Genomic DNA, 15,410 nt, shown 5'->3' on the forward strand with positions numbered 1-15,410 from the left:
TGTGGCGCTATTTCCTGCTTTATCTTTTATTGTTATTATGTATTTACCATCTGTCTTAAATGTACTATCTGTTGGCCAGCTTATTGTTTTACCATTTTGTGTAACGCTTCTGCTCGAGTAATTTGTATCTGAATAGGTTACTACTGTGTCTGTTTTTACATATTGTCCATTTGTATATGTGGTACCTGTTGGACTTTTGGCTACTATTTTTGGCTTTGTTTTGTCTATTGTAAATGTAAAATCCGTTTTATTGCCATTGATATTCTCTACTGTGATAGTATAATTACCTTCGTTGGTAAATATAAGATCTGAAGGGTTTGCAATTGGCTCTCCATTTTTTTCTACTTCTAAATTATAGTCTGACCCACCTGTAATAGTAATTGCAACATCTTTATTCGTAATAGCTCCTGTACTAATATCATCTGAACCTGCTTTTGCACTTATTTCAAGCTCTTTTATATATAATTCCTCTATAGATAAGTGATAATTTTCTTGTGTATAATTGCCATAGTAGTCAAAAACCACTATATAATACGTCCCACTATCAATGTTTTGTTTAATATTTTCTTGACCTCCCTCATTACTTAAATCGGAAGATGCAATTAAATTTTTATTTGAATCTAAGAGTAGTAAGACTCCATCTGTTTGTGCTGGTAGGGTTAGATCTACCTCTAACTGACCTTTTTGCGTCTTTGTGATTTTATATATGTCAACATCTTTAGCAGGGTATAGTGTATCACTTACTGTGTTACCTATAGCGACTGCATCTGCTGTTTCAATTGTATCGTTATTATCCCAAATATCGTTAACGCTTGCTAATTCTAATGTCTTTAATGCGTCTATTCTACCAAATCCAGTAGTCTTGTCCCATCCATAAGTACTCGTTAAATCTTTTGATGCTGTATAAAGTATTCGTTGCATTTGTGTTTGAGTTAAATTTGAGTATTCACTCTTTATTAGTGCCGCTAATCCAGCTACTGTAGGAGATGAAAATGATGTTCCAGACCAATTGTAGTAAGCACCATTATTATCAGGGAGTATTATACCTTCACCAGGTGCCATAATATCTATTTCTATACCGTAATTAGAAAAGTTTGATTTTGCATCACTACTACTTGTAGAACCTACTGCAATTACTTCATTATAGGCAGCAGGGTAGCTTACAAGTTCAATTGAATCATTTCCTGTTGCAGCAATTACGAGAACATTGTTTTTAGAAGCGTATTCAACTGCAGACATTAACCCATTGTTACCCAAAGGACCACCTAGGCTCATATTTATAATATCTGCGCCATTATCTACTGCGTAGTGTATTCCAGCAGCTACATCTGTCATGGTGCAAGTATCTTCTCCGTCTTTGAATACTTTAATTGGCATAATACTTACACCTGGTGCAATACCTGCAATGCCCACATCGTTAAATTCCGCTCCAATCACGGATGCTACTGCAGTACCATGGCCCATTCCATCATATGAAAATTCTCCTGGATAGTTATCTATTTTATTGCCGTCAGCTATTGATATTCCTTTTTTGACTAAACCTATATCTATATGACCGTTTACTCCTGTATCTATAACAGCTACTGTTACGTCAGATACTCCCTTTGTAATATCCCAAGCTTTCTCCATTCCTATTTTTTCAAGATTCCATTGGTTTACGTAGTAGGGATCTGTAGGAATATATGATAATCTAGCTAAAGTTTCCTGATATACTTCTTCCACTCCTGGTTGATTTTTGTATTTATTAATCACTTCTTCTGGTGTGCTACCAGCAGGAATATCTATGGTAATGGTGTTTAAACTCTCATGTTTCTTATTTATTTTTTCTATTGGCTTTATCTTTTTAAATTGATCTTTATTCTTTAGTTTTATTATTATTTTGTCACTCGTATATTTTTCCTTAGTTTGCTCACTGATTTTTCTATTTAAATTTTCACTTGCCTTTTGAAAATAATCATTAGTTTCTTTAAACTTCTGTTCATCGAATTTTCCCTTAACATTCGATGCATTAACTGTTGATGTAAATAATGATACTATTATTAATACTACTATTATATTTCTATATGTTTTTGTCACTTAGCATTACTCCCCCCGATTACACATTATTATTACTATCGGTTCTTTCTAATAATTATTGAATAGTCCTTAGAAAATATATTTGATTTTAGTTGGGGGAATAAGATTCTTCGTCGCTTTGCTCCTCTGAATGACAGGACGAGATTTGCATTGCGGTTGGAGGATTCCTTTGGGGTCTTAAGATTCTTCGTCACTTTGTTCCTCTGGATGACAGGGGGTGATTTGCGTTGCGGTTGGAGGATTCCTTTGGGGCTTAAGATTCTTCGTCACTTCGTTCCTCTGAATGACAGGGGGTGATTTGCGTTGTGGTTGGATGATTCCTTTGGGTCTTAAGATTCTTCGTCACTTCGTTCCTCTGAATGACTGGGGGTGCAGGTCGTCTGAATGACCCTAGCTACTATAACCCTAGTCATCCAGAGCGAAGAAGCGCGGTGCGCCGTTTATCGGGGTGGGATCTAATGAGCCTAGTGGTATTGATATGCCACAGGTATTAGTTGTTTGGGTGTATTAAAATACTCGCTGTGGGTAATGCAAAGGCTTAAGATTCTTCGTCACTTCGTTCCTCTGAATGACATAAGAGCATGAACCTCTGAATGACAAGGAAAAACACTTTCATTAAAAAAGACCTTAGAATCATACTACCCCGGTCAATGGGTTAGGTTCTAAGGTTTTGACGAATTTTTTAGATGACTTACTATCTTCTGATGAACTTAAAGGTGCTGGCGTTTCCTGCTTTATCTTTTACTGTTATTATGTATGTTCCTTTGGCTTTAAAGGTGCTTTGTGATGGCCAGGTATAGCTTTTGCCATTCCTCGTAACTTTTCTACTCGAATAGTTGGCATCTGAATAAGTTGCTTTTACATTATGTACACTCGTCTGACCATTTTTAATAGTAAATCCTTTTGTTGTTTTTACTGTGATAGCTGGTTTCGTTTTATCTATGGTAAATGTGAATGTGTTTACATTTCCTGCTTTATCTTTTATGGTTATTATGTATTTACCATTTGTCTTAAATACACTATCTGTAGGCCAGGTAATGGATTTTCCATTGTGGGTAACTGCTCTACTTGAATAATTGGCATCTGTGTACGTTACTTTGGTGTTTGTCTTTACAAATTTACCATTTGTGTAGTTGGTACCTGTTGTACTCTTAGCCACAATTTTGGGCTTAGTTTTGTCTATGGTAAATGTAAATGTGTTTACATTTCCTGCTTTATCTTTTATGGTAATTATATATTTACCATCTGTCTTAAATACACTATCTGTAGGCCAGGTAATGGATTTTCCATTATGGGTAACTGCTCTACTTAAGTAATTTGCATCTGAGTATGTTACTTTAGCATCGGTCTTTATAAATTGGTTATTTGTATAGTTTGTACCTGTGGTACTCTTTACTTCAATCTTTGGCTTAGTTTTGTCTATGGTAAATGTAAACTTAGACATATTATTCATTTTATCTTTAGCCGTTATTATATATACTCCATCTACTGTAAACTTATTATCTGATGGCCAGGTAATAGCGCTTCCATTTCTAGTAATAGTTTTAGTAAAAGTCGATTCATCTGTAATAGAAACAGTTATATCTTGTCTTGAAAAGCCATTATTACTCAATGAAACTGAACCTGACTTTACTATTATAGACGGCGGTTTAGTATCCACTACTTTTTGCTCATCGTCTACTTCTTGCTCAGTGCCAACTTTTGCGGGATCTATGTATTTTGTTGCTGGTTGGTTTATTAAATCAAAGTCCGACGTACTTACATACGCCTTGCTAACATTAAAGTCATATAGTGTTTTATACGATGCTGGAGTAGTTCCGACACTGTCAATTCCCATGTCTGATTGTATTTCATACCAACCATTATTGTTTTTTACTACTAGTATAGGTATGCCTACAGGTAAACTGAAATTCTTTACAGCGTACTTATAGTAATTTTTTCCACTTGCATTTGGTTGATCTTTTGCAAATGTCATTTTATTTGAGATTGCTAATTGATATTTGTTGTCGTCTTTGTTACCTAAGAACTTGTCCATTCTATATATGTGTCCTGCAATCTTTTCACCCCAATATGGGTCAGAAGCATACTTTACATTTAATCCAACCTTCTTGTTGCCAAGGTTTACTCCAAAATATCGACCATCTGTATTAGCATCTGCATAACCTCTTGAGATTTGATATTCTGCTTGATTGTAAATTGCACTTTCAACGGAATTGTATGTACTTGCATTACCGTGAGGGTTGGAGTCTGTTGCATTTACTCCAAATACATTGTTTTTTTCTCTTGCAATTTTACTTGTTCCATAGCCACTTTCATGAACTGCAAATGCCAAGAGCATCGCTGCATTTACACCATAATCTTCTTGGGCTTTAATAAATGCTTTACCTTTGGCATTTAACACGCTAGTAGACCTGTTCCACGAAGATATATACTTGTTTAACTCTGCTTCTGTGTAATTTGTTTTAGATCTAAATGTTAGATATTTATAGTAAGGATAAAATGTTCCCGACAAGCTTTTGAGCTGATTATCTTTGTAAAATTTTTCTCCATCTATGCTGTAGTATTTTACTCCTGTAGACATAAAAGCTGGAGCCTTACATATAGTAAAGGACTCGTATTTCCCTATATATCGATTGTTCGTCGCGTTTATAGTATATCTAGCTACTGAATGAACTAGGTCATTATTTGAATTTTTTGTATAATATGATTGGATTCCTTGTATCATTGGTACCAGTTCAACTTCTTCGATTTTGATACCGTCGACAATTTGTCCAGATATCCCCATCTTTACAGTTGATCCTGAACTATCATAGTACACTGCATCTATTTTGTTCTCTACATATGTACTTATGGATTCATTGCCTGTCATAGTAAATGACAATGTACTCTTTCCTACTTTATCTGCTGTAGTTACTACTACTCCATTTTTCATAGCTACTACTTGATTTCCGACAGTTCTTCTATTGTCTAAAACTACTGCATTGGCATTGCTACTGGTGCTCATCGCTGCTTTTGCTTGTTTAAAATCGGTATACGTAGTGTTTGTAGTAGAAAATGTACCATCTGCATTGGCGTTGACTACTTTATAATACCCTTCACTTGCCATCATAAATGGCTCTACCATAAGATTAGACATTAGTACTTTCCATGTAATTATGTTTGTAGTTGACCTAATCGCTAAGTTTTCACTATCTGTTTGATTTTCTTTTGTTTCTTCAACAATTTCTTCAATGATTTCATATGTTTCTACAGCTTCCTTTGTTTCTTCCTCTAGTTGCTCTTTCACTATTACATTTTGATCCTCTGTAATGTCTTGTTTTTTTAATTCAGCTTCTGTTATGACGAGTTCTTCGTCAGAGAATGCACGAATAGTTCTAATTGGCATGCTAATAGTAGATAGCAGTAATGATAGGGTAAGCAGTATACTCAATACTTTTCTCATTTTCATATGTTTCCAACAATCCTCCTTAGATATACTTATCATCATTATATTGACTGTCGAATTATGTGTCAATTTGTAAATGCAAAATAATGAAGCAGGATTTGAATGACAATAGATGAAGTTCTGTGTGTCATAGAAGTGTGAACCATTGAATGAGTTAAGAGAGATGAACCTCTGGATGAGGTTTAATGTTGCTCTTTGGAGTTGTAGGGATTTCTTTTGGGTCTTAGGATTCTTCGTCACTTCGTTCCTCTGAATGACTGGGTCAGCAACTTAGGTCTTATGATTCTTCGTCGTTTTACTCCTCTGAATAACTGGGTCAGCAACTTAAGTCTTAGGATTCTTCGTCGCTTCACTCCTCTGAATGACTATGAAAAAACTATGAATGCTAAAATAAAAAAAAAGACTCAAGCTACTACCTCAGTCATCCAGAGCGAAGCGCGGGATCTAATGACCCATGCCACTACCCTAGTCATCCAGAGCGATTCACTGAGAGTAAGGCAAAAGCTTAGGATTTTTCGTCGCTTCGCTCCTCTGAATGACTTAAGTGAAACTTTAATTCTCGTCTTTGTCTAGTGGGGTTTTGTCTTCTGATATTGTACTTTCTAATATTTTATCTTCTGATATTGTATTTTCATCTGTGTGGGTTATTTTTGAGTAGGGAAAGAAAAATCTATCTAGTAATCCAATTTTTGTGGCGATATACTGTATTATAATAAATAACACTACTAATATACCAAAGCCTAAATTGGGAGATACTAGGGTGTATATAATTGCTACGGCTGAGAACAATATACTTATTGCGTATATGATTAGTACTGTCTTTGTCTGTGAAGCATTACTAGTCATTAGTAGGTGGTGAATGTGTTCTTTATCTGCTTGGGCAAATGATTGACCTCTTAGTTTTCTTCTTATAATTGCAAAAGCAGTGTCAAACACCGGTACTCCAAGTATCAATATTGGTACTACAAAAGATATAAATGTTGCGTTTTTAAAGCCCATTAATGCTAATACGGATATAATATACCCTAGAAACATTGCACCTGTGTCACCCATAAATATTTTAGCAGGATGGAAATTGTACGCTAAAAAACCTGTGCTTGCGCCAGCTAGTATCAATGTGTACGCCATTACAAAGTAGTCACCTTCAATAATTGCTAGAATGTACATAGTCATAAATGTAATGGTTGCTACTCCTGAAGCTAATCCATCTAATCCATCTATTAGATTTATAGCATTAGTAACCCCTATAATCCACAAATAAGTTAAAAAGTATCCAAAGTAGTTGAGTTCAACTAAGCCTATTATTGGCAAATTGATACTTCGAAGATATAAGCCTCCAGAAAATATAATAATACTTGCTGCTACCATCTGAGCTATTAGTTTTAATTTTGGGTCTAGGTCGTATATATCGTCGATAATTCCAGTAATAATAATGATAATACTCCCAGCCATTATTGCTTTAAATTGAAAATGTGGATACCCAAAAAACACATGCCCTAATACGAATGCTATAAATATTGAGAGCCCTCCTAGAGTAGGCATTATCTTTTCGTGTACTTTTCTATTATTTGGTTTATCTACTGCTCCGATTTTAATGGATATCTTCGCAATTATTGGAGTTACTGCTATAGCTATACTACAGCAAACTATATATACAAGTAAATCTTTCATTCTTTCACCTACTAAATACTGCTTATATTAAAATCTTTGAGGACTAAATAATATATGATTGTCCTAAAAAACTATTCGTTAATTATTCGTCATTACACATATTATATTTTTTTCGTCTTTGAATAGCAATAAGTTTTTTATTCTTGCCAAGTCTAAGTAAGTTCTTTCAAGTCAATTAACCTTTTTTATTTTTTCTTTATCAAATAGATAATTCTATTTACAAGTAATCTAAAGGGTTTATATACAGTATAGTATATAACAAAGAAAATGATACTGATGATTGGTGTAAAGATAACTGAATCTACAAACCAGTAAACAAGATTTACATTGTTTTTATATAGGCCAATAAAGTCGCTAAATTCTTTTGCTACTAATAATACTACAATCAATAGAACAACATTTACAAAATAGTTTCTATAGTATAAGATTGAGCTTTTGTTAAACACTTTGTTGAAAACGTAGTTTGGTACAAACCAAAATCCAGTTACTAGATATGAAATAATCGTTGCAAATAACACTCCATTAATATGGTATCTTTGAACTAAGATGATTGATAGTGTTAAATTTAATAAACCTTCAAATAGCGACTGCCATTTAGTATCTTTAAATGCTCCTATTCCATTTACTATGACATTACAAGTCCCTCTGACTATTCTATAAAAGAAAATGATACAAAAGAGAAGTACTGTAAACTGGCTAACTAAAAATTTTTCTCCTACCCATAAGCTAATAAAGTCGTTCATAGAAATATAGGTTACAGTAAAGATTACAGATGCCATATAGAATAACAAACTATTCATTTCCCAAAAGGTATCCATACTTTGCTCTTTTTCTTTAGAAGATGCAAAGAGATTGCCAAAACTCTCTTGGGTAGAGTTTATAATTCTCGTTGTAATACTTATTATAAATTGTGCAATATAATTATAATATGCATAGATTGCTACTACATCAACGCCAATAAAAGCAGAAATTATAATATTGTCTGTATTCAATGCTATTATAGATCCAACATTATGCATGAGTACATGTTTTGTATTTGCAAAGGTAGACATATCTGCCTTTGTATTTGTATTAATCCATTCATATTTCTTATATGCTAATCTGTTTATAATAATATTAGTTATTATCATTATAACAAAATAAGATATGAAAATAATAATCAAATCAAAACCTAACATGAGTAGGATAATTTCTATAAGTATCTGCAGTATTCTCATAAGATTTGTAACTAAATTAATAATGTATTTGTTTTGGTCTGCTTGTAATAAAAACCTAGGTGCAAAAATGAAATAGTTCCCTGTACTCGTTATTAAAAATATAATAAACGCAACTTGAGTATAAAACGGCGTTAAAGGATTATTTTTAATAATTAAATCTACAAAAAAGGATAATATAAGTCCTACTACTATAATTAATATGCCTATTCTTCTAAAAATTATTTTGGCACCAGAGAGTAATCTGTTTATTTTTTCCCTATTCTTTTCTACTAAAGGTATGTAGAGTGCATATACTATTGCTACTCCAAAACCTGCTTCAGCTATATTAAGATAACTAAATATTTGAGTAAATAATTGAGTAAAACCATAAAATTCATAACCTAAGTAGTCAATAAATACTCTTATCTTAATAAAACCTAATAATCCCATTACAAAGAATGGGATTATATCTGAAAACATATTAATTACAGTTTTTTTTGTTCTCATAGAAGTTTCACCGTTATATATTCAAATTTTTAAGATATTCCTTAAATTGATCTTTTAATTCATCCATTCTAAGTGCATACTCCACTGTAGCTTCTAAGAATCCTAATTTATTACCTACGTCGTATCTTTTGCCCTCAAAATCATAGGCGTACATAGATTCTTTTTTTGCTAATTCTTTTAAAGCGTCGGTAAGCTGTATTTCTCCTCCTGCACCTTTCTCTGTGTGCTCCAGTATTTCAAATATTTCTGGATTTATGATGTACCTTCCTAATATAGCTACATTAGTTGGCGCTTCTTCAATAGAAGGTTTTTCAATCAAATCATCTACAGTATAGAGCCTTGTACCTATATTATTGCCAGAAACAATCCCGTATTTATTAACATCTTCTCTTTTAACACTCTGAACTCCAAGTACAGACCCTTGCTTTTCATCGTATATATCTATGAGCTGTTTTAAGGCTGGTTTTTCGTCGTTATACACTACATCATCGCCTAGTAGTACTGCAAATGGTTCGTTGCCTACAAAGGTTTTTGCACATAGTATTGCGTGTCCTAAACCTTTTGGTTCTTTTTGTCTTACATAATTCAAATTTACCATTTCTGATATGTCTTCAACTATTTTTAGCAAATCGTCTTTACCTTTTTCTTTTAGCTCTAGTTCTAACTCAACTGATTTATCAAAATGATCTTCTATTGATTTTTTACTTCTCCCTGTAATGATTAGAATTTCTTCTATTCCTGATGCTATAGCCTCTTCTATTATATACTGTATTGTCGGCTTATCTACAATAGGAAGCATCTCTTTTGGCATTGCTTTTGTAGCAGGTAAAAACCTAGTTCCTAATCCTGCAGCTGGTATAACCGCCTTGCGTACTTTCATGTGTATTACCTCCTTAAATTTAAATGGACTTATTTTCGTAACTGTGCTTGATGTACTGAATCCCTGTACCACAAAATTTATTTAAATTGATATAGAATGGTTTTTTATTTGAATAGCTCATAAACATAGCTCCAGTAGCATTAGTTACTTCTCCTGACAACAAGTACTTTCCAGGCAAGAGCATTACATCTTCTAATGTTACTTTTAATGTATGTTTACCTATTTCTTCTTTTAATAAATTATCTTCTGATTTCTTATCGCTTCCAAAAATTTCGCGTGTTTCTGCATCTCTTATAGTGAAACACCACCTCAAACCGTTCATTGGTCTTTTTACTTCATAATCCACTTTAAAAATTATTTTTTCCATATAATCGTACTTATTTGATTTCTCGCCATTGGCATTTAAAAATGCAAAATTTGAAAATTGCAGTATTTCTTTTTTACTGAGTATTTGAGCTTGAGTATTATTTTCCAATGCTTGCTGCTGTTTTTTTTCTATTTCTTTTGACCGCTCTTCTTTCAAGTAGTTTTCATACTGAACCATTATTTCTCCAGTATCTCCGTAACTAATAAGTTCTCCATCTTTAATCCACATACATTTGTTACAAAATGTTTTGACAGTAAATAATGAATGACTTACGAAAAATATGGTTTTCCCCTGTTTTTTAAATTCTTCCATTTTTTCAATGCACTTTAATTTAAATACATCGTCCCCGACTGATAATACTTCATCTACAATTAATATGTCTGGGTCTACATTTACAGAAATAGCAAATCCCAACCGAGATTTCATACCACTTGAATATGTTCTAACCGGCTGATAAATATGTTCTCCAATATCTGCAAAGTCAATGATCACTTGTAATTGCTTTTCTATTTCTTTTTTGGTAATACCAATAGTTAGCGCCTTTAAATAAATATTCTCTATTCCCGTTAGTTCACTGTCAAAGCCTGAAGTTAACTCCAATAATGCGGATATTTTACCATCTATCGATATATTACCCTTCGTTGGAGAAGTTACACCTGTAATTATCTTTAGCAAGGTTGACTTTCCTGCACCATTTTTGCCAAGTACCCCAATTGCTTCACCTTTGGGGATAGAAATAGATAAGTCTTTTAGCGCGTAGTAGGGCTTATATCTTTTCTTTTTTGAAAACACATCAACTACTCTGTGCCAAGGCTTTTTATATATCTTGTATATTTTAGTTAAATCTTTTATCTCTATACTGTTTTCCATCGTTTACTCCTTATAATATATCTGCAAATTCATCTTTTAACTTGTTGTGAATATAACCACCTAATAATATTAAAATAAGTAGGACTAACCAGAAATAAGCAGTATATTTCATGTTTTCAAAGAACCATACTTTATTTATAAACACATCTCTATACCCTTTTATAAAGTAATAAAATGGGTTCATCATTATCAGGTATTTTAATGGACCCTTAACATTATCTAATGACCAAATAATAGGAGTTAACCAAAATAGCATTTGTGTAATAGATTTTAACAAATGTTCAAAATCTCTACTAATAACAACAAGTGCTGCAGTTGTCCATGATAAAACTGTCATAAATATAAATATACAAAATAAGTAATATACAATTTGTAGATAATAGATATCTGGTGGATATCCTGAAAATAAAAATATTAATGCGACTATTACAAACATGGTAATGTGTACATATAATTGCGATAGCATTCTAAATGTTGGAATCGTAGATATAGGATAAACCATCTTTGTTATTAGGTGTTTATTATGTCTATAAGATGTGCCACCGTAAATCAATGTTTCAGAAATATAAAACCAAGGTATTATACCGCAGATCAACCATAATATAAATGGATACTCTCCTTTAGTAGTTCCTCCACCTCCTCTTATTCCAACTTCAATGGCAAACCAATATACAGATATAAATAACATTGGTTTCACGATAGCCCAAACAACTCCTAAAGCTGCTCCACTATACTTCTTTTGAAGTTCTTTTATTGACATTTCAATAGTTCTACCGGTGTTTTTAATATTTTCACTTATAATCCTCCAAGGATTTTTTAAAAGAGATATCATATTTTCACCTTTCTTACGTAAAAGTTGTTTTACTACATAGTATTTTTTTCATTTTCAATGTTTTTCGTTGTCATCCAGAGGAGTGTAGCGACGAAGGATCTTAGTCTTGGCACTTATTTGTAGCTAATACTTTAATGCCTTATGGGCTTACCTCTTGGGTCTTAAGATCCCACCCTGATAAACGGGGCACCGCGCTTCGCTCTGGATGACCGGGGCAGTGTGTATAGGTACATAAAATTATCGTTTAGTTTATATTCGTATCATATCATAAAATCTGCGACTTATTATCGCAGATCTTATGATGTGATGATATTCTTACTAGTTATTGTTGGGCAGGTTCTTTGTTAGTCTCTGGTGCAGGTGTGACTGTTACTGTAATTGCCACAGGTACTGCTTTGTTTCCCGCTGAATCTGATGCATTATATGTCAATGTATACGTACCTGGTTTGTTTACATCTACATTTCCTGAAACTGACCAGGTGTACTCGCTCTCTTCTTCTACTATATACACGCCTTGTTCTTTCATCTTTTGAGTTAGCTCTGTTCGCTGAACAATACTAAAATCTTTTGCCCCTTTTATCACCGGTGGTGTTGTATCTTTTGGTTTTTCCGGCTCATTTTCCTGTTGTATTGGTGCGCTTTGTCCTTGAACAGTAAACGATACTGATGTTTGGATTCCTTCAGCTGATATGCTCAAAGTTACATTTCCTGGCGATCTTCCTACAATGGTATTATCTGAATTTACTTGTATAATACCACTTTGTGATACGCTGAATCTAGTATCATTTATGTCAAATGTGTGTTGCTGTCCATTAGATGTCCTGCCAGTAAGAGTTAATTTAGTTCTCTCGTCAACTTGCAATGTCCTCGTTCCTACACTTGCATTTAATCGTGCTAATTTATCACTAGTATCATCTTGTGTCATCAGCTGCGCATCTATACCGTAAATTTCTTTTAGAAACTCCACTCTTTTATTTTGTTGAATGATCCAGTATGAAATTCCTGCTAATTCTCCAAAATCTCCCGGTAGTGTATAAGTCTCTAATGATTCTTTATTGACCTTTGTTCCAAACAAAGATAGTGCTGATATTTGTTGAAATGATAAATTAGTAGTCAAGTTTTCTGACACTAAATTATAAATTTGTGGCAATTTAATCAAACTATTTGTTGACTTTAAATTTTCTAATAAAGCTTTTATAATATGTTGTTGGCTTGCAACACGGTCGATATCACCTAATGGGTACATTCTATATCTTGCATAGTATTGTAAGTCTTTACCGTTTAACTTTTGCATACCTTCTTCTACTCGAACTTTAGTTCTATCTTTTCCATTTTTCGCATATAGTGTATGTTGAACATCTATATTGATACCACCTATTTCGTCTATTATCTTAGTTACTACGTCCATATCTGTAATACCTACATAATAGTTTATTGGGATATCTCCTAGAACATTGCTTACTGTTCCAATAAGGTATTCTATTCCCTTGTCGATGGTGTCTTCACTCTCTTGTACATCATAGCTAGCATACATAAATGTTGAATTTATCTTGTCTTTACCTGACCTATTGTATATTGGTACATATGTATCTCTAGGAAGGGATACTAGATCTATGGTATTTTCTTTAAAGTCTAGAGTTGCTAACATAATGGTATCTGGTCTATATACCCCATAGTTTGCTACTGTATCTCTGTATTCGTTTTTGTCTAATCCAAAGACTAAAATATTGACCTTACTCTTGTCAAATTGATCATTTACATCGTAAGTTATGGGTTCTTCTACCTTTGGCTCAAATAAATCTTCTGGATTATTTATCTCATTGTAAAAATTGTAACCTAAAACTGTAGCTGTACTTAATAATAAAACTAATATTAGTACAGTATAAAATCTTTTTTTATTAACTATTCTAATCTTCATACCTGCCCCTTATGACGTTGATTAAATCACACAATTACTGTGGATTAATCAATAGCTTTTTTTGTTTGAACCACTAAGTAAAGCAACATTATCTAATATTTTTCCTGTGCCTAATGCAACTGCTGATTCTGCATTTTCAACGATATTAACTGGTACTCCCATTCTTTCTTGGATTAGTAAATCTAAACCTCCAAGTAAAGCGCCGCCGCCAGTTAAATATATTCCTGTATCACTAATATCTGATGCTAATTCTGGTGGCGTTTTTTCTAATACACTGTGAATAGCATTAATAACAGAATCAATACTATCTGCTAGGGAAACTCTTATCTCTTCTGAACTTACACTGATAGATCTTGGTAATCCAGACAATAAATCTCTTCCTCTAATTTCCATATGTTTTTCTTCTGTTCCTTGAAATACTGTTCCTATATTCATCTTTAGATCTTCTGCTGTTCTTTCTCCTATAAGCACATTGTGATTTTTTCTCATGTATCGTACAATAGCTTCATCAAATTTATCTCCAGCAATTTTAATAGAAATACTCTCGACAATACCACCTAATGATAGTACTGCAATATCCGTAGTTCCACCACCAATATCTACTACCATGTTCCCTGTTGGTTGGGTAATATCTATGCCAGCTCCGATAGCTGCTGCTACTGGTTCTTCTACAATAACAGGATTAGACCCACCAGCAGATAATACCGCTTGTTCTACTGCTCTTTTTTCAACTTCAGTAGCACCACTAGGTATTCCTACTACTACTCTTGGTCTAAACAACCTTCTTGTCCCAGAAACTTTCGCAATAAAATATTTTAACATTCTTTCTGTGATCTTGAAATCAGAAATAACACCATCTTGCAATGGTCTTATAGCTTGTATATTTCCTGGTGTTCTACCTAGCATCGCTCTTGCATCTGAACCTATAGCCTTAATTTCATTTGTATTCGTATCTATGGCAACTACAGAAGGCTCCTGTAATACTATACCTTTCCCCTTAACATACACTAATATATTAGCAGTTCCTAAATCAATTCCAATATCTTTTCTAAACGGCATTTTTAGTATCCTCTCCTTAGGTAAACTCTTCCTTACTAACTTTATATTATATCATATCATAACTTGTGATAATAGTAACTATTTCCTATTTTATCTAACGCAGATTTAACCTCAAACCCTTTGAGATGTGAGATGTTGGAAGTGAGAAGTGAGATAAAAGCTTCAATCCTGCATCCAGCTTCTCGCTTTGATTTCTGCGAGCCAATCTAACGCAGATTTAACCTCAACCCCTTTGGGGTTTCGGTCGTTGGCACTTGCTCCCTTGAGAAGTCAGATGTTAGATGTTAGATGTTAGATGTTTATAGCTTTTCCTTTGGATAAGCCTTCTTTACTTTTGGTCAAAAGCTACAATCCTGCATCCAGCTTCTTGCCTCTCGCTTCGCAATTGCGAGCCAATCTGCCGCAGATTAACCTCAACCCCTTTGGGGTTTCGGTCGTTGGCACTTGCTCCCTTGAGAAGTCAGATGTTAGATGTTAGATGTTAGATGTTTATAGCTTTTCCTTTGGATAAGCCTTCTTTACTTTTGGTCAAAAGCTACAATCCTGCATCCAGCTTCTTGCCTCTCGCTTCGCAATTGCGAGCCAATCT

General features: G+C 33.6%; 9 protein-coding genes. All 9 read right to left on the reverse strand.

The annotated features are described in order from the left end of the window. Window positions 1–2,076 (reverse strand): S8 family serine peptidase (locus GC105_RS15535; protein ID WP_152806657.1); only part of this gene is annotated, 2,076 nt, incomplete at its 3' end. 694 nt (window positions 2,077–2,770) lie between these two features. Then, a complete protein-coding gene (locus GC105_RS15540; RefSeq protein ID WP_193708449.1) occupies window positions 2,771–5,524 on the reverse strand; it encodes an N-acetylglucosaminidase in 2,754 nt (917 codons plus the stop codon). Between the two features lie 549 nt (window positions 5,525–6,073). Continuing rightward, window positions 6,074–7,192, reverse strand: a complete 1,119-nt coding sequence (locus GC105_RS15545) for an MraY family glycosyltransferase (protein WP_152806660.1) — start codon at window positions 7,190–7,192, stop codon at window positions 6,074–6,076. 185 nt (window positions 7,193–7,377) lie between these two features. Further along, on the reverse strand, window positions 7,378–8,895 hold the full coding sequence (locus GC105_RS15550; protein WP_152806662.1) for a lipopolysaccharide biosynthesis protein: 1,518 nt from the start codon (window positions 8,893–8,895) through the stop codon (window positions 7,378–7,380). A 13-nt stretch (window positions 8,896–8,908) separates the two neighbouring features. Then, window positions 8,909–9,781, reverse strand: a complete 873-nt coding sequence (gene galU, locus GC105_RS15555) for a UTP--glucose-1-phosphate uridylyltransferase GalU (protein ID WP_343030061.1) — start codon at window positions 9,779–9,781, stop codon at window positions 8,909–8,911. 13 nt (window positions 9,782–9,794) lie between these two features. Then, window positions 9,795–11,012, reverse strand: coding sequence for an ABC transporter ATP-binding protein (locus GC105_RS15560; RefSeq protein ID WP_152806665.1), 1,218 nt, complete (start codon window positions 11,010–11,012; stop codon window positions 9,795–9,797). A gap of 10 nt (window positions 11,013–11,022) precedes the next feature. Continuing rightward, window positions 11,023–11,844 carry an ABC transporter permease gene (locus GC105_RS15565; RefSeq protein ID WP_152806667.1) on the reverse strand — a complete coding sequence of 274 codons (822 nt, stop codon included), beginning with the start codon at window positions 11,842–11,844 and terminating at the stop codon, window positions 11,023–11,025. A gap of 322 nt (window positions 11,845–12,166) precedes the next feature. Beyond that, window positions 12,167–13,762 carry an LCP family glycopolymer transferase gene (locus GC105_RS15570; RefSeq protein WP_152806669.1) on the reverse strand — a complete coding sequence of 532 codons (1,596 nt, stop codon included), beginning with the start codon at window positions 13,760–13,762 and terminating at the stop codon, window positions 12,167–12,169. 48 nt (window positions 13,763–13,810) lie between these two features. Continuing rightward, window positions 13,811–14,821, reverse strand: coding sequence for a rod shape-determining protein (mreB, locus tag GC105_RS15575; RefSeq protein WP_152806671.1), 1,011 nt, complete (start codon window positions 14,819–14,821; stop codon window positions 13,811–13,813). Window positions 14,822–15,410: the final 589 nt, after the last annotated feature.

The sequence above is a fragment of the Alkalibaculum sporogenes genome (assembly GCF_009362815.1).
In the GTDB taxonomy this organism is placed as follows: domain Bacteria; phylum Bacillota; class Clostridia; order Eubacteriales; family Alkalibacteraceae; genus Alkalibaculum_A; species Alkalibaculum_A sporogenes.